Annotated in this window: 22 protein-coding genes and 1 pseudogene; 8 read left to right on the top strand and 15 right to left on the bottom strand. The window is 70.6% G+C overall.

Annotation, left to right across the window (positions count from 1 at the left end; translation table 11 throughout):
• The first annotated feature begins 40 nt into the window (after nt 1–40).
• Together Prum_RS42105 and Prum_RS42100 are read left to right on the top strand one after the other, a co-directional pair.
• Entirely contained in the window at nt 41–1,564 is a 1,524-nt protein-coding gene (locus Prum_RS42105) for a cellulase family glycosylhydrolase (protein WP_246278463.1), read from the top strand.
• Entirely contained in the window at nt 1,561–2,682 is a 1,122-nt protein-coding gene (locus Prum_RS42100; RefSeq protein ID WP_173082808.1) for a cellulose binding domain-containing protein, read from the top strand. Before Prum_RS42105 ends, Prum_RS42100 begins: the two co-directional genes overlap by 4 nt.
• Before the next feature lie 48 nt (nt 2,683–2,730).
• On the opposite strand, the gene Prum_RS42095 is transcribed toward Prum_RS42100, so the two are convergent.
• Together Prum_RS42095 and Prum_RS42090 are read right to left on the bottom strand one after the other, a co-directional pair.
• Nucleotides 2,731–3,810, bottom strand: a complete 1,080-nt coding sequence (locus tag Prum_RS42095) for an N-acetylmuramoyl-L-alanine amidase (protein WP_173082806.1) — start codon at nt 3,808–3,810, stop codon at nt 2,731–2,733.
• Nucleotides 3,807–4,136 (bottom strand): hypothetical protein, encoded by a 330-nt coding sequence (locus Prum_RS42090; protein WP_173082804.1) that lies wholly within the window; start codon nt 4,134–4,136, stop codon nt 3,807–3,809. Before Prum_RS42090 ends, Prum_RS42095 begins: the two co-directional genes overlap by 4 nt.
• A 57-nt stretch (nt 4,137–4,193) precedes the next feature.
• On the opposite strand from Prum_RS42090, the gene Prum_RS42085 reads away from it, so the two are divergent.
• Nucleotides 4,194–4,649 carry a GNAT family N-acetyltransferase gene (locus tag Prum_RS42085; RefSeq protein WP_173082802.1) on the top strand — a complete coding sequence of 152 codons (456 nt, stop codon included), beginning with the start codon at nt 4,194–4,196 and terminating at the stop codon, nt 4,647–4,649.
• Nucleotides 4,650–4,674: 25 nt separating this feature from the next.
• Here Prum_RS42085 and Prum_RS54720 read toward each other — a convergent pair whose 3' ends face one another.
• From Prum_RS54720 to Prum_RS42075, 3 genes are all read right to left on the bottom strand, one after another.
• Nucleotides 4,675–4,797: a hypothetical protein gene (locus tag Prum_RS54720; protein ID WP_308785416.1), complete on the bottom strand. Its 123-nt coding sequence runs from the start codon at nt 4,795–4,797 to the stop codon at nt 4,675–4,677.
• A gap of 103 nt (nt 4,798–4,900) precedes the next feature.
• A complete protein-coding gene (locus Prum_RS42080) occupies nt 4,901–5,911 on the bottom strand; it encodes a DUF222 domain-containing protein (protein WP_308785415.1) in 1,011 nt (336 codons plus the stop codon).
• A 125-nt stretch (nt 5,912–6,036) separates the two neighbouring features.
• Nucleotides 6,037–6,894: a lipase family protein gene (locus tag Prum_RS42075; protein ID WP_281369148.1), complete on the bottom strand. Its 858-nt coding sequence runs from the start codon at nt 6,892–6,894 to the stop codon at nt 6,037–6,039.
• Between Prum_RS42075 and Prum_RS42070 the strand changes: the two genes are divergently transcribed.
• Nucleotides 6,823–7,167 (top strand): hypothetical protein, encoded by a 345-nt coding sequence (locus Prum_RS42070; RefSeq protein WP_173082798.1) that lies wholly within the window; start codon nt 6,823–6,825, stop codon nt 7,165–7,167. The genes Prum_RS42075 and Prum_RS42070 overlap by 72 nt on opposite strands.
• A 10-nt stretch (nt 7,168–7,177) precedes the next feature.
• On the opposite strand, the gene Prum_RS42065 is transcribed toward Prum_RS42070, so the two are convergent.
• From Prum_RS42065 to Prum_RS52895, 3 genes are all read right to left on the bottom strand, one after another.
• Nucleotides 7,178–7,783, bottom strand: a complete 606-nt coding sequence (locus Prum_RS42065; RefSeq protein WP_173082796.1) for a dihydrofolate reductase family protein — start codon at nt 7,781–7,783, stop codon at nt 7,178–7,180.
• 259 nt (nt 7,784–8,042) lie between these two features.
• Nucleotides 8,043–9,110 carry a protein kinase family protein gene (locus tag Prum_RS42060; RefSeq protein WP_173082794.1) on the bottom strand — a complete coding sequence of 356 codons (1,068 nt, stop codon included), beginning with the start codon at nt 9,108–9,110 and terminating at the stop codon, nt 8,043–8,045.
• 78 nt (nt 9,111–9,188) lie between these two features.
• Complete coding sequence (locus Prum_RS52895; protein ID WP_246278462.1) at nt 9,189–9,599, bottom strand: hypothetical protein; 411 nt, start codon at nt 9,597–9,599, stop codon at nt 9,189–9,191.
• Between Prum_RS52895 and Prum_RS42055 the strand changes: the two genes are divergently transcribed.
• Genes Prum_RS42055 through fxsT form a run of 3 tightly spaced genes read left to right on the top strand, consistent with a single transcriptional unit; the run spans nt 9,576 to nt 14,873 of the window.
• The gene (locus Prum_RS42055) at nt 9,576–9,902 is read left to right on the top strand and encodes a TetR/AcrR family transcriptional regulator C-terminal ligand-binding domain-containing protein (protein ID WP_246278461.1); all 327 of its coding nucleotides are present in this window, start codon (nt 9,576–9,578) and stop codon (nt 9,900–9,902) included. The genes Prum_RS52895 and Prum_RS42055 overlap by 24 nt on opposite strands.
• Before the next feature lie 28 nt (nt 9,903–9,930).
• A complete protein-coding gene (locus tag Prum_RS42050; protein WP_173082792.1) occupies nt 9,931–10,125 on the top strand; it encodes a hypothetical protein in 195 nt (64 codons plus the stop codon).
• Nucleotides 10,083–14,873 carry an FxSxx-COOH system tetratricopeptide repeat protein gene (gene fxsT, locus Prum_RS42045; protein ID WP_173082790.1) on the top strand — a complete coding sequence of 1,597 codons (4,791 nt, stop codon included), beginning with the start codon at nt 10,083–10,085 and terminating at the stop codon, nt 14,871–14,873. The genes Prum_RS42050 and fxsT overlap by 43 nt, the downstream gene beginning before the upstream one ends.
• Nucleotides 14,874–14,931: 58 nt before the next feature.
• On the opposite strand, the gene rhaS is transcribed toward fxsT, so the two are convergent.
• The 6 genes and pseudogenes from rhaS to Prum_RS52885 form a co-directional block, all read right to left on the bottom strand.
• On the bottom strand, nt 14,932–15,705 hold the full coding sequence (rhaS, locus tag Prum_RS42040) for a rhamnose ABC transporter substrate-binding protein (protein WP_218577622.1): 774 nt from the start codon (nt 15,703–15,705) through the stop codon (nt 14,932–14,934).
• A complete protein-coding gene (locus Prum_RS50250) occupies nt 15,684–15,980 on the bottom strand; it encodes a type 1 periplasmic-binding domain-containing protein (RefSeq protein WP_218577621.1) in 297 nt (98 codons plus the stop codon). Before Prum_RS50250 ends, rhaS begins: the two co-directional genes overlap by 22 nt.
• A 72-nt stretch (nt 15,981–16,052) precedes the next feature.
• Nucleotides 16,053–17,024 (bottom strand): ABC transporter permease, encoded by a 972-nt coding sequence (locus Prum_RS42035; protein ID WP_173082788.1) that lies wholly within the window; start codon nt 17,022–17,024, stop codon nt 16,053–16,055.
• The gene (locus Prum_RS42030) at nt 17,017–18,057 is read right to left on the bottom strand and encodes an ABC transporter permease (protein ID WP_173082787.1); all 1,041 of its coding nucleotides are present in this window, start codon (nt 18,055–18,057) and stop codon (nt 17,017–17,019) included. Before Prum_RS42030 ends, Prum_RS42035 begins: the two co-directional genes overlap by 8 nt.
• Entirely contained in the window at nt 18,054–18,842 is a 789-nt protein-coding gene (locus tag Prum_RS52890; RefSeq protein ID WP_246278706.1) for an ATP-binding cassette domain-containing protein, read from the bottom strand. The genes Prum_RS42030 and Prum_RS52890 overlap by 4 nt, the downstream gene beginning before the upstream one ends.
• A 258-nt stretch (nt 18,843–19,100) precedes the next feature.
• A pseudogene (locus Prum_RS52885) lies at nt 19,101–19,597 on the bottom strand (ATP-binding cassette domain-containing protein); the annotation flags it as partial.
• Nucleotides 19,598–19,897: 300 nt separating this feature from the next.
• Between Prum_RS52885 and Prum_RS42020 the strand changes: the two are divergent.
• Nucleotides 19,898–20,419, top strand: a complete 522-nt coding sequence (locus Prum_RS42020; RefSeq protein ID WP_173082786.1) for a hypothetical protein — start codon at nt 19,898–19,900, stop codon at nt 20,417–20,419.
• Here the strand turns inward: Prum_RS42020 and Prum_RS42015 are convergent.
• The gene (locus tag Prum_RS42015) at nt 20,379–21,398 is read right to left on the bottom strand and encodes a PIN domain-containing protein (RefSeq protein WP_246278460.1); all 1,020 of its coding nucleotides are present in this window, start codon (nt 21,396–21,398) and stop codon (nt 20,379–20,381) included. The genes Prum_RS42020 and Prum_RS42015 overlap by 41 nt on opposite strands.
• Between the last annotated feature and the right edge of the window lie 80 nt (nt 21,399–21,478).

The following is a 21,478-nucleotide window of genomic DNA, read 5'->3' as shown; positions in this document are numbered from 1 at the left end:
CGCTCCCATCGATGGTCACCTCAATGACAGAGGAGATCTGATGATGAAACGTCGTTATGCCCTGCTAGCGTGCGGCGCCGCCGCGACGCTGGCGGCAGCGGGCTTGGTGGCGATCACGCCGCCCGCGTTGGCGGCGACTGGATGCACCGTGGCGTACACCGTGCAGAGCCAGTGGCCGGGCGGATTCCAGAGCAACGTCTCGATCACCAACCTGGGCTCGCCGGTCACGAGCTGGACGCTGACGTTCGACTTCCCGAACACCGGCCAGCGCGTCACCCAGGGCTGGAGCGCCACCTGGACGCAGTCCGCGGCGCGGGTCACCGCGGCCAGCATGAGCTGGAACGGGTCGCTCGGCACCGGCGGGTCCACCGCGATCGGATTCGTCGGCGCGTACAGCAGCGCCAACCCGGTGCCCACCGCGTTCTCGCTCAACGGCACGGCCTGTACCGGCTCGGTCAGCTCGCCGACGCCCGGCCCGACGACCGCGTCCCCGACGGCGCCCACGGTCCCGCCGACCACACCACCCACCACCCCGCCGAACACCGGCGCGGCGCCGGCGCTGCGGGTGTCCGGCAACCAGCTGCAGACCGCGAGCGGAGCGACGTACCGGCTGCTGGGCGTCAACCGGGCCAGCGGCGAGTTCGCCTGCGTGCAGGGCAAGGGCATGTGGGACAGCGGCCCGGTGGACCAGGCGTCGGTCAACGCGATGAAGACCTGGAACATCCGCGCGGTCCGGATCCCGCTCAACGAGGACTGCTGGCTGGGCCTGTCCGGCTCGCCCAGCGGCGCCACGTACCAGCAGGCGGTCAAGGACTACGTGAACCTGCTGGTGGCCAACGGCATCAACCCGATCCTGGACCTGCACTGGACCCACGGGCAGTACACCGGCAACATCTCGGCCTGCGCGGACGTCAACGCGACCTGCCAGAAGCCGATGCCGAGCATGCAGTACACGCCGCAGTTCTGGACCGGCGTGGCCAACGCGTTCAAGGGCAACAACGCGGTGGTCTTCGACCTGTTCAACGAGCCGTACCCGGACGCGTCCAACAACTGGTCGGACATGCCCGCCGCGTGGCGCTGCCTGCGCGACGGCGGCACCTGCACCGGCATCTCGTACGAGGTGGCCGGCATGCAGGACCTGGTCGACGCGGTCCGCGCCACCGGCGCGAGCAACGTGCTCCTGGTCGCCGGCCTGACCTGGACCAACGACCTGACCCAGTGGCTGACCTACAAGCCGAACGACCCGCTGAACAGCATCGTGGCCTCCTGGCACTCGTACAACTTCAACGCCTGCGTCACGACGTCCTGCTGGGACAGCCAGATCGGCGCCGTCGCCGCGCAGGTGCCGGTGCACGCCGGTGAGATCGGCCAGGACACCTGCGCGCACAACTACATCGACCAGGTCATGGCCTGGCTCGACAGCAAGCGCATCGGGTACACCGCCTGGACCTGGAACCCGTGGGGCTGCGGCAGCGGCAACGTGCTCATCACCGACTACAACGGCACCCCCACCAGCACCTACGGCGAGGGCTACAAGGCACACCTGCTGGCGGTGACCCCATGAAGCGGATAGCCGCCGCGGCGCTCGCCCTGCTCACCGCGGCCCTCATGGTCACTGTGGCACTCACGGTCACCGTGCCCAACCCGGCGCTGTCGGCCGCCGCCGCGGTGAAGATCATGCCGCTCGGCGACTCCATCACCGCCGGGCCCGGCTGCTGGCGCGCCTACCTGTGGGACCGCCTGCAGCGCACCGGCTACACCAACATCGACTTCGTGGGTACGCAGTCCGGCGGCGGATGCGCCGTGCCGGTCGACCCCGACCACGAAGGACACGGCGGCTTCTCGGCCACCGGCATCGCGGACCAGAACCAGCTCCCGCCGTGGCTGTCGGCGACCAACCCGGACATCGTGCTGATGCACCTGGGCACGAACGACATGTGGGGCGGCTACATCCCCACCGACAACAAGATCACCGCGCTGACCAAGCTGGTCGGTCAGATGCGCGCCAACAACCCCAACATGAAGATCATCGTCGCGCAGATCATCCCGATGGGCGCGAACGCCTGCGCCACCTGCCCGGCCGACGTGGTGGCGTTCAACAACCGGATCCCGGCCTGGGCCGCCGGCCTCACCACGACCCAGTCCCCGATCGTCGTCGTGGACCAGTGGACCGGCTTCAACACCGCCACCGACACCGGCGACGGCGTGCACCCGAACAACGCCGGCTTCCAGAAGATGTCCGACCGCTGGTACCCGGTGCTCACCCAGGTCCTCAACGGCATCATCCCGCAGCCGACCGTCTCACCGACGGTCTCGCCCACCGCGTCCCCGACCGTGTCACCCACGGTGTCGCCGACGGTCTCGCCGACCTCCGGCGGCGGCCGGTGCACCGCGGCGTACAAGGTGGTCTCCCAGTGGACCGGCGGATTCCAGGGCGAGGTCACGGTGACCAACGGCTCGGCCGCCGCCTCCTCGGCCTGGACGGCGACGTTCTCGTTCGCCAACGGGCAGCAGGTCACTCAGGCATGGAACGCCACCGTGACGCAGAGCGGAGCGGCGGTCACCGCCCGGAACCTGAGCTGGAACGGCAACCTGTCCCCCAACGCCTCCGCCACCTTCGGCTTCCTAGCGAGCTGGACCACCACCAACGCACTTCCCACCGTTACCTGCACGCTCACCTAACCCCCGCCCCACCCCCGTCCCGGTGATCAGGGAGTGCCTGCTCCCTGATCACCGCGATCGGACGGCGGAGCCCAGGTCGAACGCGGTGTCATCGTCGTTCTGCCCGAGCAGGTAGAACTTCCGGATGCCGGAGGCGATGCCGACGCTGATCCGGTCCAGGCGCTCGTCGTCGGTCACGTTGGCGAACTCCACGCGCACGGTCGGCGCCTTCGTCTGCTCGAACAGCCGAGAGTATTCCGGGTGGACGCCCCGGTCGGGCACGTCGGCGATCCGGACGACCTCCGCCTGGATGAACTCCGCGAGCGGCCTGCCGACGTGGGAGTACACGTCGTCCGCGCTGCCGAAGTAGTACGTGGCGCAGCCGGGGCCCGCCACGGTCGAGTCCGCCACACTCAAAGTGATCATCAGCTCGGCCTTGATGTCGTTGGCGAACGCCGCGATCTCGTCCTCGTCCTGCATCGGAAAGTCGGCGCTGTTGAGCATCCACGACTGAACACCGCGGAACTCGGCGATATGCGCCTCCAGAAGATGCCCGACCCGATCGATCAGCGAGTCCGCGAGAACCGCGTGCCGGCCGGTCGTCATCGCCGTACGCGACACGAGATCGAGGATGACGAAGCCGCCCTGCTGCGTACGGACGATAAAGCTGATCATGTGTTGCTGCTGAATAGTGGGCCTGTGGTCACGGTCGATGCCATGCTCCTCGAGAAACTTCAGCACCCGCTGAGTGACCTTGCCGCAGACCCCGTCGTTCAAGATGTCGTAGTCGTTCTGCAGGCGCCGGACGGCGAGCTCGGTGCTCTCCTGAAAGACGCCGTCGATCAGCGAGTCGTCGCCGTAGCCGAGCTCCACCAGCTGCCGCTGCAGATCGAGGACGTCCTTGCCCTGCATCGGACGGGCCCGCAGCCGCGCGAGTGCCCGCGGTTTGCGCGTCGAGGACGGCAGGAGCGTGCCGGCCGCTCGCGGCCCCGGCGACTCGGTCGAATCCCGCTCGTCGATGTCGCGGGCGTCGGTCGCCGCGAGCTCGATCAGCCAGCGGGGCGAAGGCGTGGCGGTCTTTCGGTCGAGAGCGAGCTGCGCACGCGCGGCCAGCACCTCCAGTCGCGTGGGTGGTCGCCGGGTGGTCACTTCGACGCGCCTCCTCCGGACTGGTCGGCGAAGGACACGAGACTGACCTGGCTGATGATCGCCTGAAGCAACCCGGCATCGTCGTGCTCGATCGCGTGTGACGCACTGATCAGAGCGATCAACGCTGACATCCCGACGCATCGCCGGCGCTCGTCATCCGACGCTACCGCGTCGGCGGCCCACTGCACCCGTTTCCACCATTGCTCTTTGCGATCATTGCGCGCCTTCTGCCGAACGGTCAGCGCCACGCCGACAAGCACGATCACCGCCGCCAACAACGGAATCAGATCGATGATCACGTCGACCCACGTGGATTCCGGCGTCACGACGGCCATCGTAATCTGGTCGATCCACCCCGTAGCCGTCCACTATGGTTCCGCCGCATGCGACTTGAATTGATCACACCGAAGAACTACGAGGCGGCGCTGGCGCTTTCCGTGCGCCCGGACCAGGAGGACCTGGTCTCGCCGGTCGTGAAGTCACTGGCCGAGGCGTACGTCTTCGCCGACCACGCCTGGCCCAGGCTGATCTACGACGGCGACCGGCTGGTCGGCTTCCTGATGGCCTTCCTCGACATCCCCTGGGCTCCCGAGCGCGACCCCGACGATCGGCGTTCCGGCCTCTGGCGGCTGAACATCGCGGCCGACGCCCAAGGCAAGGGCTACGGCCGGTTCGCTGTGCAAGCCGTGTGCACGGAGATCGGTGCGCGCGGCGGCACCCGAGCGTACGTCACCTGGGAGCCCCGCGCCGGAGGGCCGGAGGAGTTCTATCTGAAGCTGGGCTTCCGGCCGACCGGCGAGCAGAGCGGTGGCCAGACCGTCGGCGTCCGCGACCTGTGAGACTTTGAGCCCCACCACGTGTCCCCTATTCGCGTTGGTGGTGGGTGTTGCGGCGTGGTCGGCGCTCCAGGTCCACATAGGCGGGTGGGATGAACTCGGGCATTCCGTCCGCGGCGATCCGGACCGTCCAATGCCCACGATGGATCAACCGATGGTGGTAGCCGCACAACATGACGCTGTTGCCCAACGTGGTGGGTCCGCCGTCGGCCCACGACCGGACGTGGTGCCCGTGACACCAGCGCGGTGGCCGGTCACAGCCGGGGAAGGCGCAGCCCTTGTCCCGTAAACTCCAGCGCCCGCCGCAACGGTCCGCTGATCAACCGTCGGGTGCGGCCCAGGTCGAGGATCTGCCCATCGCCACCCAGGATGGCGGGGATGATTTTGGCGTCGCAGGCCAGCCGGCGCACCTGCTCCGGACTGAGCCGCTCACCGGTGTCCAGGGTGCCTACGCCAAGGGCCAGGCGCAGCACGTCGAACGACACGGTGACCACCACGTGCGGCCGTTCCCCGCCGTTTTCGGGTAGGTCTTCGGTGCGCATGGCGAGGTCGCAGATCTCGACGAGGGCGTCGGCGCGGCGTTGGGCCGGGGTGCGCACGTCCACGTCATGCCGCGGCGCGCACAACGGATCCAACGCGGCGTTGACGGTAGCGGCGCCGTCCTCGTCCAGCCAGCCCGTCAGCCGCACCCGGCCGTCCCCGTGCCGGGTCAGATGGAACGCCCGCGTCTGCCGCGCACGCGCTTCCATCCGCTCCAACGCCTCCGCGTCGGCGGCCTCGGCGAGCTCGGGGGCCACGTAGGCGAGGATGCCTTCGCCGTAACGGCGAAGCGTGTTCGGCTCGAACTCGGCGGCCCGACCGATCATCGCCTTCTCCGCCTTACCCACCACCTCAGCCGGAAGACGCCGCAACGCGGCCGCGATCACCTGAGCCTGCTCGGTATTGACCAGGCCGTCGGCGACGGCCTTGGCCAGCACCGGCCGCGCGTCCAACGCCTGGGCCAGCTCCAGCATCCGCTTGGCCGCGTGCGGACTGATCCGTAGGTGCTCGCGCAGCCACGCTTTGGTGCTGGTGGCGTGCTGCGTGATGGCCAGGCCCCGGCTGTCGATCTCCCGAATCAGCCGGGACTGCACCGCTGCGACGGCCTGCACCACCGCGTGCACCAGGTCCAAACACTCGACCAGATCCTCGTCGCGCAACGACCACGTGGGTGTGCTGACGCTCGCGTCGGCCGTGGCCTTGAGCTCCGTCAACACATCCGGCATCACCCATCCATCGTCATACGCGCGCGCGAAGATCACTGTCCCATCCGGCGGCCAATTTGTTGATCAGGGAGCATCTCGCGCGGGTCGCGGCGTGTCGGCAAAGGGACAGAGCTAAGCGCGTATGGTCAACCCTCGCCGAAGAGGTGGTCGAGCCAGGTCAGGACCTGCGGCGCCGCCACGGAGAGCACCGTGAAGTGATCGGCTCCAGGCGCCGGCGCGTACTCGATGTCGGTGCCGGAAGCGGCGAGCTGAGCGGCCGTGATCTCGGTGAGCACGGCGGGCAGTGCGTCGCTCGTGCCGTGCGCGAGCCGGACCGGCCGCGGGTAGCGCGCCGTGGGCACCTCGTCGTCGGCGAAGAGCGCGGTGAAGGCGGTCATCGCGGCCGCCGGGTCGCGGAAGACGTCGGCGTTGGTGAGGCCGGCGACCGCCCCGGCGATCTCCTCGATGCATGCGCGGCCGGCCCGGCTCACCAGTTCCAGGCCGAACGGCGTGAACCACTCATCCGGCCGGAACTCGCCCGGATTCGTCACCGGCAGGGTCCGGCCCAGGTACGGCACGAACGGGCTCAGCGGCGCCTGCGGGTCGCGCGCCGCCGCGAACTGCAGCGCCCACTGCGTGGTCGGCGCGACCGCGACGGTGCCGACGTGGCGCAGCGACGGCGCGTACGACGCCGCGAGTGACCCGGCCCAGAGCGCGGCGTGGCCGCCGAGGGAGTAGCCGACCGCCGCCCAGGAGCGGGAGACCGGCGCGATCCGGCGCGCCGCCCGGACGGCGTCGATGAGGGCGTACGCCTCGGCGCGACCGTCCACACCGGACGCCTCGCCGGGCGTGCCGATGCCCTCGTAGTCGGTGACCGCCACGGCGTACCCGGCGGCGAGCAGGGCCTCCCGAACGGCCGCGCGAACGGCGGCGTGCCGGCCCGGGACGCGGCACAGGCGTCCGGCGTGCCGCTGAACCCGGGGCCGAACCCGACCAGCCGCCACCCGCCTCCCGGTGGGCGCCCCGGCGGCACCGACACCGTCCCGCTGACCACGGTCGGGCGGCCGTTCCACGTGGTCGACGCGTACCGGATCCGCCACGCGGCGCCGGTGCCGGCCAGGCGCAGGGCGGCCGGCAGCGGCTCGGCGACGACGACGGTCCCGGGCGGCCTGCCGGCGCCGGCCCCGGGCGGGGCCGCGGCGGCCTGGGCCCCGGGGACGGCGAGCAGGACGGTGACGAGGGCGGCGCGCAACACGCGACCACCCTGTCACACATAGACAGTTATCGCTACGACTGCGGCAGGTGCTCCTTGGCGTCCTCATAGGACGCTTCGGCGGGGGCGTCCGCCGGGGCGTAGACCAGGCTCAGCACGCCGGTCTGGAACGTCTGCGCCGACACCAGCTTCAGCGGGATGGGCTCGCCGACGTCGAACAGGCGCATGCCGTTGCGGACGGCAATCGGGTGGACCAGCAGGTGCAGCTCGTCCAGCAGGCCGGCGGCCAGCAGCTGGCGCACCACCGAGACCGAGCCGCTCATGCCGATGGTGCCGCCTTCCCCCTCCTTCAGCGCCCGGACCGTCTCGACCAGGTCGCCGTGGAGCTGCTCGGAGTTGCGCCAGGTGAACTCGAGCTTCTGGTTCGACGCCACGATCTTCCGGACGTCGCCGAGCGCCTTGGCGAAGGCGGCGTCCTCCTCACCTGCCGCCTCCCGCTCCGGCCACGCCCCGGCGAAGCTGTCGTACGTCTTCCGCCCGAAGATCATGGTGTCCGCCTGGCTGAACGTGGCGTCGACGGCCGCACCCATCTCGTCGTTGAAGTACGGGAAGTGCCACTGGTCGGGGGCCTCGACAACCCCGTCGAGCGAGATGAACAGCCCAGCAATGATCTTCCTCATGGTTGCCCTCCAGATAGTTGTCGCGTCCGCACGGGGTAAGACCCTCCACCCCGCCCAAAATCATCGCCGTCCCACAAACCTGCCGACCTTCAGTCTCCTCGCCCACAGGTGCGCCACCTGGCTGGTCTCATCCTGGGACGGGCCGTCGAGCGCGGGTCTTACGCGGTGACCTGGCAGTTCTTTCCGGCGAGCGACGTCATCGCGCTGTTCACCAGTACGGCCGCGTCGGCGCAGCCGTACCGGGCGGAGCCCCGGGACCTCAGCGGAAGGCTGGGGCGGTTTGCAATCGCAGGTCACCCCAGCGCTGCACGGTCGCGGCGAGGATCTCGTCGGCCAGGTCGGCGAGCGCCGGCACCACGGCGTGGCGCTGCGCCGTGAGCCGCATCCGGTGCTGGATGACGGCACGTCGGGTGGGGCCCGAAGTCCCGCCACCCGGAGCCTCGCGCTCCTCATCGAGCGCCCCGGCGAGAAACCACCCCGTGGACAGCAACGCGCAAGCGGCCACCGCCACATCGAGGTCCCGGTCGAATGCCGCGTCACTAACGACCGGAATGCTCGGACCCACCGCGGTCCGCCACCGCGCCAGCGCGGCGTCAGCGACCTCGGCCGGCAGGCCCCACGAGCACCAACACGATGGCCACGGTACGAGCAGATAGGCGGCATCCCAGGCCACGTGGCGCATCGCGGCCTGCTCGAAGTCCACCAGCACCAACCCCGCCGGTGTGACCACGTTGTTGTCGGGGCACGCGTCCGCGGGGGTCAGCGCCCACCCGCCCGGGCCGAGCGCGGCGGCGGCACCGCTCAACTCCGCCAATGCCTTCGCTCCGGGTACCACGCCAAGGGTCGGCAGCCGCGCGGCCAGCAGATCGGCTGCGAGCGCCAGGAGATCCGGCATGGAATCCAGCGAGGAGACGCCGCCCAGGGCGGCGGCGAATCGCGGTCCGTCGCCGGTGGTGGCCGCGTGGACCGTGGCGAGCGCATCGGCCCACCAGTACAGCCGCTGCGTCGCCACACCGGCATCGTCGCCCAGGAGCGCGTCGGCGAGGCTCGGCCCGTCGCCGACGTCCGCCAGCACCACCAGCGGCGGGTCATCGACGGCAGCGATGAGGTCCGGTACGGGCAGCCCGCGCCCGCGCAGCACCGCCAGGGCCGCCGACTCCCGCGACCAGTGGTCGGCGAACCCCGGCGCGTGCGCCTTGACGATGACCGTGCCCGGCCCGCCGTCCACCGTCGCCCGGACCACCTGGCTCCGTGAACTGCTGCGCAGCGTCTCCACGGCCGCCAGCGTGCAGCCGAGCGCCCGCCCCGCGTTCGCAAGTATGTCCATGTCGTGGCGGTCCCACCCTTGGCCGGAGGTGCTCGAACGGTCCGCGGCAAATTTTCCCAAGCACACCGGCGATCGTCTTCAGTAGCTACGCGTCCCGTTGCTGTACTCCACGCCCCAGGCCGAGCAGTGGCCCCAAGCAAACGACGTTACGCCGGCGTCGTACAGAACCGTCGTATGGCGCCAGAAGAAATGATCTCCGATTGATGGTCCGGCAGGCACCCCACCGTAGTAGTAGTTCAGGACGAGCGTCGCCAGGGACTCACCCGGCGGCCCGAGCCCGGCCAGCGCCATGATGATGACGGGCGCAGCAGCGGTGGTACCTGATCTACCAGATCGGCAACAACGAAGAACGCGATCTACCGCCGCTGGCCGGACCGTCTCGCCCTCGGCGTCGCCGCCTACCGGCAGCTGACCACGACCATCCAACCCCCGGACACCAGCGATCTGCGCGCCGACGTCCTGGAGATGCTGCGCCGCGCGAACCGGCACTGGAGCTCCCCGCTCGGCATGATCCTGCGCGATCTCATCGCCGCGGCCGGCGGCGCGCAGGCCCTCCTGGCGCAGCTGGGTGAGCAGTCCACCGACGCCGCGGCGGCCACCTGGCTGGTCATCCTGGGACGCGCCGTCGCACGCGGGGAAGCCTCCCCGGAATCACTGCACCCGCGCGTCGCGACCGTCGCCATCGTCCTGCTCCGCAACGAGTTCGTCACCCGAGGCGTGCCCGCGGCGCCCGACGAGGTCCTCATCGAGATCGTCGACGAGGTGTACCTGCCCCTCGTACGAGCCCGGTAGCCTCGTCAGGATCCCCTAGCCTGAGCGCGTGGCCGTTCCACTGTGGCTCGACGTCGCCGACAAGGTGGGCTCCGTCGTGGGCGCCCTGGCCGGTGTGACCAGCCTGGCCGTGGCGGTCCGGTTGAGCCTTCCGCCGCGCGGCGACGAGGCCGGCCGCCCAGCGGTTCCGGTCGCGCGGCGGTGGCTGTGGATCGGTGGGGTCCTGGGCCTGTTCGCCTGCTGACGCTGGAGCGTGGGCCGCTGCCGCTGGGACCGGACCTCAAGGCGTTGCTGCGCTCGCAGTGGGAAGACGCGAGCCACCACCGCTACCAGTTCTTCGACGGACACGCGCCGGCCCTGCCGAAGATCTATGTGGAGCAGCGCGTGGAGCGTTCGGCGCGCGGGCTCGTGACCGGCCAGGCGGGCGTGCCGGGCCTGTTGACGGTGCGTGAGGTGTTCGGCCAGCACGCCGACGCGTTCCCGAACGTGCTGGTGGTGTCGGGTCCCGGCATGGGCAAGTCGACGCTCGCCGCCCAGCTGGTGTACGAGCAGTGCGCGTGGTGGTTGGCGGCACGGCGCAACAGCCGTCCGGATGACGCGCCGTTCGGCGCCGCCGTGCCGATCGCGCTTCCGGCGCGGTACCTGGTCGGCCGGAGCCTGCCGGACGCCCTGCTGGACGCCACCCGTCGCCTGGCGGCCGGCGCGGACGGCGTCCGGTTTGACGATCATCCGCTGCCGGGGGTGCCGTGGCTCGTGCTCGTGGACGGCCTCGACGAGGTGCTCCGGCCGCACGAGCGGTCCCAGGTGCTGGGCAGCCTGACGGCATGGCTGTCGGACGATGGCGCGCCGTTCCGCTTCTTCGTCACGACCCGGCCGCTGCCCTACGGCGAGCTCGCCGACGTACGCTCCCGGCGCGTCGGCGAGTTCGTGCTGCGTCCGTTCAGCGAGACCGACATCCGGACGTTCGCCACGAACTGGTTCCTGGCGCGCGCCCCGGAGCAGGAGGCCCGGACGGCGGCGGACCTGTTCGGCAGCCGGCTGCTGTCCGCCCGGCTGCGCAACGTCGTACGGGTTCCGTTGCTGGCGACCATCGCGGCCCTGGTATTCGAGAGCGATCAGGACCAACCGCTGCCGACCAGCCGGGCCGGGCTGTACGAGCGGTTCGTCGAGCATCTCGTGGACGGCCGCCGGCAGACGAGGGAGCAACTGGACCGGCTGGCGCGGGAGTTCAAGCGGTCCGGCGCCGCGGGCGCCCAGGCCTGGCAGTGGCTGCGGGACAACCGGATGGTGCTGCTCGAACACCTCGCCGACGCCTACCTGACCGGCGCGGTGTCGCCGATCACCGCCCGCGCGGAGACGTGGGTGGCGAGCCACGCGCCGGCGCAGGCGTTCGACGGCGTGCCCGGTTGGAAACGGCACCTACGGGCCGTGCTGACCAGCACGGGCGTTCTCGCACCGCACCGCGGCGACCTCGCCTTCACCCACCACAGCCTGGCCGAGTACCTCGGCGCGGGTCCCCGGGCGAAGCAGTTCGAGTCCGCCACCTGGTTCGCCGACGTGCGCAGCCCGGAGTCGCGCAACCTCGCGCTCTTCGTCCTGGCGCGCAGCCTGGCGCCCGCCGACCCCCTCGTCCAGACCCTGCTGGACAGCCTGGGCGCGGACGTGGTGGCCGCCGGTGACGTGCTGGCCGACGGCATCGACGTGTCGGTGCCGCTGCGGCGCCGGGTGATCGACGCCCTCATCGGGCAGCTGACCGCCGAGGATCCGACCGCCCCCGAGGCGCTGCGCGTCCTTGTCGATCTCCTGTCCGACAAGGGTTTGGCGAACAGACTCGTCGGCATCGTCGAGGACGACACCGCCCTGCCGTGGGCCAGGGTGCTCGTCGCCGACGCCCTCGACCAGGTCGACGGGCAGAGCCGGTACCTGCGTCGCATGGCGCAGACGCCGGCATTGGAGCTGCGCGCCCGCGCCTGGGCGTTTCAGCAGCTGCGCCGGCGCGGCGGCGAGCACGACGCCGACGCTCCGGCGACGGATGTCGAGCCGGAGCCCGGGTTGCCGGAGCGCACGCCGCCGGGCCCGCTGGCGCGGCACGCGTACCGGCTGTCGCTGGAGAATCAGCCGCGCGGCTCCGCGTTCCGGCTCACCAGCGCGCTCGCGCTGGCCGGCGACGGCTCCCGGGCCGGCGAGGACGAGCTGCACTCCTGCGTCACCGACACCTCGCTGCGGATGGACCTACGGCTGGAGGCCGCGCGCGCCCTGGTGCGGGTGGGCCCGGAGCACGGGGAGGCGCTCCAGCGGGTGCTGGCCGACGCCGGCCTGGGTGTCGACGTCCGCATCCCGGTCGCGGTCGCGCTGACCGAGGTCAACGACGAGTCGGCCCGCGAGCTGCTGCGGGAGATGGCCGCGCAGCACCCGGCCCTCGCCCACTCGCTGCCCGCCGTGCACGTCGCGCTCGACACGGTACGGGTGGAGCGGAGGGTGCAAGAACGGCCCGTCGTGACCGTACCCACGGAGGCGGAGTCCGTCCGCATCTGGGCCGGCGTGCCGATCCGCAACCCGGACTTCACCGGACGCGAGGATCTGCTGGAGCGCTTGCGGGAGGCGTTGCAGAGCTCGTCCCGGGCGGTGGTGCGGCCGCAGACCTTGCAGGGCATGGGCGGCGTCGGGAAGACGCAACTGGTGCTGGAGTACGTCTACCGGTTCGCCGCCGACTACGACATCGTCTGCTGGGTGCCGGCGGAGCAACGGTCGTCGGTCGTTGCCACGCTGGCGGAGTTGGCACCGCGACTGGGTCTGCCCGTCAGCGAGGACCGCTTCGAGACGGCCCGGGTCGTGCTGGACGCGTTGGCTGTCAGCCCGGCACGCTGGCTGCTGGTCCTCGACAACGCGGACGACCCGGACATCATCGAGCCCCTTGTGCCGGCGGCGGGCGGGCACGTCGTCCTGACCTCCCGGAACCAGGAGTGGGCGCAGGTCTGGGACTCGATCGAGGTCGACGTCTTCCGCCGGGACGAGAGCGTCGAGCTGCTGCGCAGGCGCGCCGATGTGATCTCCGTGGACGACGCCGACCGGCTGGCCGAGCGGCTCGGTGATCTCCCGCTGGCGTTGGACCAGGCCGCGACCTGGCAGGCCGCCACCGGCATGCCGATCGCGGAATACCTCCAACTGCTGGACGAGCACATCGGGGGCCTGTTGTCCGAGGGCAGGCCGACGTCGTACCCGGTCACCGTGGCTGCGTTCGTCGGCCTGGCACTGGAGAAGCTGCGTGCGATCTCGCCGGCGGCCGCCCAGGTGATGGAGCTGTTCGCGTTCCTCGCCCCGGAGCCGATCTCCGTCGCGGTGCTGCGTAGGGGCCGCGACGCGGCGATGTCCGAGCCGCTCCACCAGCTACTGGGCAGTGCGGTCCCCCTGAGTCGCGCGATCCGCGAGCTGCGCCGCTACGGGCTGGCGAAGGTGGACCCCGACCAGCGGATGCAGGTGCACCGGCTGGTCCGGTTGGTCATGCGCGATCGCCTCTCGCCGGAGCGGTACCAGGAGGCCAGATCCAACGTGCACCGCCTGCTGGCGTCGGCGAACCCGGCCAGCCCGGACGACCCCGCCGCCTGGCGGACGTACGCCGAGATCGGGCCGCACGTGCTGGCGGCCGAGTTGATCGACGCGGACGACGAGGACGCCCGCCGGGTGGTGCTCGACCAGATCCGGTACCTGTGGGTCACCGGCGACTACGAGGGCGCCCGCCGAGTCGGTGAGACGGCTGTCGCGGAATGGCGCACGCACTTTGGCTCCGATGCGGAATTGACCTTGCTCGCGGCCCTCCACCTGGCGGACGCTCTCCGGTCGCTCGGCGAATACCAGGCGGCACGGGCCTTGACCACCGACGCGTTCGAGCGGCTCCGCGCGACCAGGGGCGAGGATCACGAGTTCACGTTCCAGGCGATGCGCCGACTCGGCGCCGACCTGCGGATCGCCGGCGAGCTGCGGGCGGCGTACGACCTGGAGGTCGACAACCTGGCCCGGCACAGTCGCGTCCTCGGGGACGAAGACGCCGAAACCCAGCGGGCCCGCGACGGCGTGGCGACCAGCCTGCGCCTGCTCGGCGACTTCGCCGAGGCGTACCGGATCGACCGGGCCACCGCGAGCGGGTGGGCGGAAATCCTTGGCACGACTCATCTCTGGACGCTGTCCAGCCAGGCGAACGTCGCCCGCGACCTCTACGCGTTGGGGCGCTACGCCGAGGCGCTGGAGCTGCAGCGGGCCACCTGGCCGGCGTACCGCGACCAGCTCGGCGACGGCCACATCGAGGTGCTGCTGGCGGCCCGCACGATCGCGATCGCGACCCGTAAGCTGGGGCGGTACGGTGAGGCGCTCAGCCTGGTCCAGGAGCACTACCGCGCGGTGCACGCACTGTTCCGGCCGGACCACGAACACGTCCTCGCGGCGACCACGAGTTACGTCAACGCGCTGCGCGCCACCGATCAGCTGGGCATGGCGCTGGGCCCGGCCACCGAAGCGGTGAGCCGCTACCAGCGGATGTTCGGGGAGCGGCATCCGCTGACCCTGGCCGCCGCCACCAACCTGGCCATCATCCTGCGCGCCCAGGGTGATGCGCGCGCGGCCCGGGAGCTGGACGAGAAGACGCACAAGGCCATGCTGGAGACGCTGGGACCCGACCACGAATACACCCTGTGCGTGGCCAACGGCGTCGCCAACGACCTCGCCCTGCACCACGACCTGGCCGGGGCCAGGGAGCTGTCCGCACGCACGCTGGCGATCTCCCGCCGGGTGCGGGGCGACGGGCATCCGTACACCTTGGCGTGCGCGGCCAACGCCGCGTTCGACCTGCGGGCAACCGGCGACCTGGCCGGCGGGCACGCGTTGCACAACCAGGCTCTCGCGGACCTGGCGCGGGTGCTCGGCGCGGACCACCCGGAGCACCTCGACGCGGCCCGGGGCAAGCGGGCCGAGTGCGACATCGAGCCACCGCCGATGTGAGCCGGGGTCAGGCCCCACTGCCCCGGCGCCGGCGGAGAGCCGGCGCCGGGTTTGTCGGTCAGAAGTTGAACTGGTCGATGTTGGCGGAGTCGAAGACGGTCGGCGGGCCGAGCACGACCACGCTGTCCGCGCCGATGGTGTACTCGCCGAGCTTGCCGGCGGTGAACTTCTCGCCCTCCTTGCCGGTGATCATCCCGGAGGCCAGCGCCGCGCCGGCGTACGCGGCCAGGTAGCCCAGGTCGGCCGGGTTCCACAGGGCGAAGTTCTTGACCGTGCCGTCCTTCACGAACTCACGCATCTGGTTCGGCGTGCCCAGCCCGGTCAGCGCGACCTTGCCCTTGTACTGCGACCCGGACAGATACCGCGCCGCCGCCGCGACACCCACCGTCGTGGGCGAGATGATGCCCTTCAGATCCGGGTACGACGCGAGCAGCCCCTGGGTCTCCTGGAACGACTTCTGGTCGTCGTCGTTGCCGTAGGCGACCGTGACCAGCTCGATCTTGCTGTATTCGGGCTTTTTCAGTTCGGTCTTCATCAGGTCGATCCAGGCGTTCTGGTTGGTCGCGTTCGCCGTTGCCGACAGGATGGCGATCTTCCCGGCGCCGCCGATCTGGTCCGAGATCAGCTTGACCTGGTTCTCCGCGATGCCCTGCGCGGTGACCTGGTTGACGAACAGGTCCCGGCAGTCCTTGTTGGTGTCCGAGTCGAACGTGACCACCTTCGCCCCACCCTGCCGGGCCTGGCCGATCGCGCCGCAGATCGCGTTCGGGTCGTTCGCGGAGATCACGATCACGTCGGAGCCCTGCTGGGTCAGCGTGTTGATGTACGACACCTGCGAGGACGCCGATGCCTCGGATGGGCCGACCTCCTTGTACTCCCCTTGAACTCCTCGACCGCGGCCTTGCCGCCGTTGTCGGAGGTGGTGAAGTACGGGTTGTTGACCTGCTTGGGCAGGAACGCGACGCTCAACCCCTCCTTGATCGACCCACCCGCACCGGCGGTGGCGTTCCCGCCGGACGGGGTGTCGCTTTCGTCGTCCGCGCACGCCCCGGTCGCCAGCAGCATGGACAGGGCGAGGACGGACGCGCCGGCCTTTATCGCTCTCATAGCTTCGGTCCTTTCTTCACATAACGGGTGGTCGACGGGATGGGTTGGTCGACGAGACGGGCACGGAGTGGGTCAGGCGGTGGCGGGTCGTCGCCGGCGGATCCGGGCGCGCAGCATGCTGGCCGCGTTGGGGCCGACGACCGAGATGATCAGCAGGGTGCCGGTGACCACGGTTAGCGTGTCGGCCGGCACGTCCGCCAGTTGCAGGGCGTTGCGCAAGGTGATCAGCAGCAGGACACCGGCCATGACGCCGACGAGCGTGCCCCGGCCGCCGAAGATGGACACGCCGCCGAGCAGCACCGCGGCGACGACGGACAGTTCCAGGCCGGCGCCGTTGTCGGCGCGGGCGGACGCGTAGCGCATGGTCCAGAAGAACCCGGCCAGCGCGGCGACCGTGCCGGTCAGCACGAACAGCCAGAACTTGGTCCTGGCCACGGAGATGCCGGAGAACGCCGCGGCCTGGTCGTTGTTGCCGATGGCGTACAGGCCCCGGCCGATCGGGGTGGCGTGCAGCACGACGGCGAACACCACGGCCAGGACGAGGACCACCAGCGCCACCCACGGCACGGTGGTGCCGGGCAGCGCCTCGATCATGTTTCCGGTCCAGGAGAACGGGAAGTCCGCCACCGCCTTGTCGCCCAGCACGACATAGGCGAGTCCTCTGTAGAGGGCGAGCGTGCCGATCGTCACCGCCAGGGACGGCAGCCCGAAGCCGGTGATGAACAGTCCGTTCACCGCGCCGAGCACGGCGCCCAGCAGGACCACGAGGGGCAGGATCAGCGGCAGCGGCAGCCCGTGCAGCCACAGCTGGCCCATCACCGCGCTGGACAGGCCGAGCACGCTGGCGACCGACAGGTCGATCTCGCCGGTGATGACGATCAGCGTCATCGGCAGCGCGATCAGCGCGATCGGGATGACGTCCAGCAGCAGGAAGCCCCAGAAGCGGGAGCTCGCGAATCCCTCGACCAGGATCGACGAGCCGATGATCACCGCCACCAGCACCACGATGACCAGTACGTCCCAGGTACCCAGTCGTTTAAGCACCGCGGGCCCTCCTTCCCCGGAGCCGGTGGGCGATCCGGGCGGTCAGCGCCCGGTCCAGGCCGATCGCGGCCAGGATCAGCGCGCCGACGACCGCCTGCTGCCAGAACGGGTCGATCCGCAGTACCGGCAGCGCGGCACCGATCGTGGACAGCAGCACCGCGCCCAGCGCCGCCCCGTACACCGAGCCGGAGCCGCCGAAGATGGCCACCCCGCCCACGACGACGGCGGCGACCACGTTCAGCTCGATGCCGGTGCCGGCGGCGGCGTCGAGGGTGCCGAACCGGGCCGCGTACAGCACGCCGGCCAGACCGGCCAGCCCGCCGGAGACCGCCATCGCGGCGAAGACCCGCTTGCCGACCGGGATCCCGGACAGCCGGGCCGCGGCCGGGTCCGACCCGATCGCGTACAGCTCCCGGCCCGAGCGGTAGTTGCGCAGGTAGAACCCGGCGACCAGCAGCACCACGACCGCGAACAACGCCAGCACCGGCACCCCGAGCAGGGTCTGTGTGCCCATGTTCTTGAACCCGCGCGGCATGTCGGCCGCGTTGATCTGCTGCCCGGCCGCCCACGAGTAGTCGATGCCGCGGAACACGTACAGCGTGCCGAGGGTGACCACGAGGGCCGGGACGCGGGCGACCGCGATCAGCGCGCCGTTGACGATTCCGCACAGCAGGCCCAGGCCGACACCGGCCAGCAGGGCCAGCACGATGGGCGCGTCCGGCATCGCCAGGAAGAGCTTGCCGGTCGCGAACGCGGACAGCCCCAGCACCGAGCCGACGGACAGGTCGACGTTGCGGGTGATGACGACGATGGCCTGCCCGACGGCCAGCACGACCAGGATGGTCGCGCCGAGCATCAGGTCCTTGCGGCCCTGCGCGTTCAGGAACCGCGGGTTGGAGATCGTCGTCACCGTGATCAGGAGGATGAGGGCGAGGGCGATGCCCAGCTCCCGCACCACGAACAGCCGGTGGGCGCCCCGTACGTCGCCGCGCGCTCGAGTGGGGCCGGGGGCCGGCTTGGTCGCGGTGGTCACGACTTCGCCCCCTGACCGGTCGCGGCCAGCATCACCGACTCCTCGTCGGCGGCCTCCCGGGCGATCTCCGAGACCAGCCGGCCCTCGTGCATGACCAGCACGCGGTCCGCCATGCCCAACACCTCCGGCAACTCGCTGGAGACCATCAGCACGGCCACGCCCTCACCGGCCAGCTGCGACATCAGCCGGTGCACCTCCGCCTTCGTGCCCACGTCGATGCCCCGGGTCGGCTCGTCCACGATCAACACCTTCGGCATCGTGGACAGCCACTTGGCCAGCACCACCTTCTGCTGGTTGCCACCGGACAATGTGGACACCGGGTCGGCCAGCCGGCCGGCCTTGACCTGCAACCGCCGCGTCCACGTCTGCGCGGCGCGCCGTTCCGCCCCGCGGCCCAGCAGGCCGAGCCGGGACAGCGACCAGCGGCGGGTCAGCGTGGCGTTGCGCTCGATCGACAGCTCCATCACCAGGCCCTGCTGGCGGCGGTCCTCCGGCACCAGCGCCACCCCGGCCGCCATCGCCGCCGCCGGCCGCCCCCGCGGCAGGCGCGTGCCGCCGACCCGGATCTCGCCCGAGTCGTACCGGTCGACGCCGAACACCGCCCGGACCACCTCGCTGCGACCCGCACCGACCAGGCCGGCCAGCGCGACGATCTCCCCACCGCGCACCGCGAAGCTGACGTCCTCGAAGACGCCGTCGCGGGTCAGGTGGCGCACGTCCAGGAGCACCTCACCGGCCCGCGTCTCCTCCTTCGGGAAGAGCTGGGACACCTCCCGACCGACCATCCGCCGCACCAGGGTGCTCACGTCCAGGTCCTCCGCCCGGTCCGAGGACACCCACCGCCCGTCCCGCATCACCGTGATCCGCTGGCAGAGCGCGAACACCTCGTCGAAGCGGTGCGAGATGAACAGCACCGCCGCACCGTGCTCGCGCAGCGACCGGACCACCGCGAAGAGCCGCTCGACCTCCACGCCGGACAGCGCCGCCGTCGGCTCATCCATGATCAAAATCCGGGCGTCAAAAGACAGCGCCTTCGCGATCTCCACGAGCTGTTGATCGGCGATCGACAGCCCTCGCGCCGGCCGATCCGGATCCAGGTGTACGCCCAACCGCGCGAACAGCTCGGCCGCCCGCTGCCGCATCGCCGCGCCGTCGATGCGCCGCAGTCCCCGCAGCGGCTGCCGCCCCATGAAGATGTTCTCCGCCACCGACAGGTCCGGAAACAGCGTCGGCTCCTGGTAGATCACCGCGATGCCGGCGGCCCGCGCGTCGGCCGGCCCGCCCAGCAGCAGCGGCTCCCCGTCCAGCGTCACCGTGCCCGCGTCCGGGCGTGTACCCCGGCCAGCACCTTCACCAGCGTCGACTTGCCCGCGCCGTTCTCCCCTACCAGCGCGTGCGCCTCGCCCGCGTACAGCTCCAGGTGCACGTCGATGAGGGCGTGCACGGCGCCGAACGACTTCCGGACACCGGACAAGGCCAACAGCGGCGCTTCGCCTCCCTGCCGCTCGGGCACATCAGCCTCCCGGTTAAAACGTTTCATTATGACCTGTGAGGGTCACGTTAAGGGCAGATTTCAAAGGCCGTCAAGAGGTCGTTGAAACCGTTGCCGAGCCGCGATCGAGGCAAGCCCTTTCCTGTTCAAGCGCGCTTCAGCACCCCGCGTCCCACCCGTCCCACGCCACCCTCAGCCGTGTCGATCAAGGACCTTCCCGTCGATCAAGGGCGTACGGTCGTGGTTCGATCTCTTTTCCACGGCCGTATGCCCTTGATCCGCGCGGAAGTCCTTGATCGGCGCGCAACGCACGAGCGGCGGGTTGAATGGGTCCACTATGGTCCAGTCGTGACCGACGAAGAGCTCGCGCCGCCTCAGGTTCCCGCGCCGGTGCGCACGCGACAGCGACGCTGGTGGCTGCCGGCGACGATCGGGGCGGCGGCCGTGCTCATCGCCGTCACCGTGATCGTCGTCGTCACGCAGCTCGGCGGCGGCCCCGCCGGCGACTTCGCCGACGCCTCGGACGAGTTCCGCTCGCGCGTCGACGACGCGCTGCCGCAGGTCGAGAGCGAGGTCAAGGCCGCGACCGGCGGTCAACTGCTCGACCCCAAGCTGCAACGGGCCGGCGACCACATGCGAGCGATCGCGGACGCGCTCGACGCCTACCGCGCCAGCGTGGAGAAGATCGACTTTCCCGACGGGGTGCCGACCAGCCGCCTGGTCGAGGTCCTGACCAGTACCGCAAAGATCGTCAACGTCTCGGCCGGAGGGTTCGCGAAGTCCGAGTTCGAGCAGTTCCTGAACCGGACCTGGCCGGCGCTCGACAAGGTCATCGAGGAGGCGGCGCAGGACGTCCGGGTCCAGCTGTGACCAGATAGTCGTCGGCGTCGGGGCTCCACTGTAGAGCGACCGCGCCGGTGGTGGCCGCCGCCTTGCAGAACTGAAGGAAGCTGCGATAGCCGAGCTTCTTCTCGCTGAAGTCCGGCCGTACCCGGCGAAGCTGGTTTTTGAGACCGGAAAGGGCGACCGAGCCGTCGCCGCCGGTCAGGTCCAGGACCACGACGCGCAGCAGCTCGAACGCCACCTCCCGATCGCCGTGTTCGGGAAGGGTGACCTCGGGGTCGCCCTTGGCGGGGCCTTCGGCCAACTCGATCACGTTGCGCTCGGCGAGGTGCCGCAACAGCTCGCCGAACGTGCGGAACCCGTAGTCGGACTCGCTGAACGTCGGGTCCTTGCGGAGCAGGGTGCGCTTCAGCGTCGAGGCGGTCACCTCGCCGCTGGAACTGCCCTGCAGGCCGGCCACGGTCTGGGCCACGAGGACGGCGAGCGTGTCGACGTCACGCGCGGGCTCCTCGACCGGCGGCTGCGGCTCGGGTTCCTGCTCCGCCTGCCGCGGATCGGGGGCCGGCGGCCGCGCCGAGGTGGGCCGCCGGCTACGGACCGGCGGGATGTCGACGCCCTCCAGGCGGTCGTAGTAGAGGAACTCGTCGCAGGCCGGCGGGAGCAGGGCCGACGTGGACTTCTCCACGCCGACGCCGATGACCCGCTTGTTGAGCTCGCGAAGCTTGTGGACCAGCGGGGTGAAGTCACTGTCGCCCGTGCAGATCACGAACGTCGAGATGTACCCGCGCTCGAACGCCAGTTCCACGGCGTCGACGGCCATCTTGATGTCGGCGGCGTTCTTGCGCGAGGCGCCCATGCGCTGGGGTATCTCGATGAGCTCGACGTGCGAGCGGGTCAGCATCCGGCGGTCCTCGTCGAAGAACGACCAGTCGGCGTACGCCCGGCGGACCACCACCCGGCCCCGCTCGGCGAGGGCGTCGGCGATGGGGCGAAAGTCGAAGGCCATCCCGCCCGGTGGTCGCGGGCGCCCAGCGCGAGGTTCTCATAGTCCAGGAACAGGGCAATCCGCTCTTCGAGATCCACGAA

This window comes from Phytohabitans rumicis (assembly GCF_011764445.1).
Taxonomy (GTDB): Bacteria; Actinomycetota; Actinomycetes; order Mycobacteriales; family Micromonosporaceae; genus Phytohabitans; species Phytohabitans rumicis.
This window is presented reverse-complemented; position numbering and strand designations above follow the sequence as displayed.

Coding starts and splice junctions, on each gene's coding strand:
- Prum_RS42085 (WP_173082802.1), top strand. CDS start 4,194: ATGCGACTTGAATTGATCACACCGAAGAACTACGAGGCGGCGCTGGCG.
- Prum_RS42015 (WP_246278460.1), bottom strand. CDS start 21,398: ATGGCCTTCGACTTTCGCCCCATCGCCGACGCCCTCGCCGAGCGGGGC.
- Prum_RS42055 (WP_246278461.1), top strand. CDS start 9,576: ATGCTGCGCCGCGCGAACCGGCACTGGAGCTCCCCGCTCGGCATGATC.
- Prum_RS42065 (WP_173082796.1), bottom strand. CDS start 7,783: ATGAGGAAGATCATTGCTGGGCTGTTCATCTCGCTCGACGGGGTTGTC.
- Prum_RS42060 (WP_173082794.1), bottom strand. CDS start 9,110: ATGGACATACTTGCGAACGCGGGGCGGGCGCTCGGCTGCACGCTGGCG.
- Prum_RS52890 (WP_246278706.1), bottom strand. CDS start 18,842: ATGGTCGGTCGGGAGGTGTCCCAGCTCTTCCCGAAGGAGGAGACGCGG.
- Prum_RS42080 (WP_308785415.1), bottom strand. CDS start 5,911: ATGCCGGATGTGTTGACGGAGCTCAAGGCCACGGCCGACGCGAGCGTC.
- Prum_RS42105 (WP_246278463.1), top strand. CDS start 41: ATGATGAAACGTCGTTATGCCCTGCTAGCGTGCGGCGCCGCCGCGACG.
- Prum_RS50250 (WP_218577621.1), bottom strand. CDS start 15,980: ATGAGAGCGATAAAGGCCGGCGCGTCCGTCCTCGCCCTGTCCATGCTG.
- Prum_RS42100 (WP_173082808.1), top strand. CDS start 1,561: ATGAAGCGGATAGCCGCCGCGGCGCTCGCCCTGCTCACCGCGGCCCTC.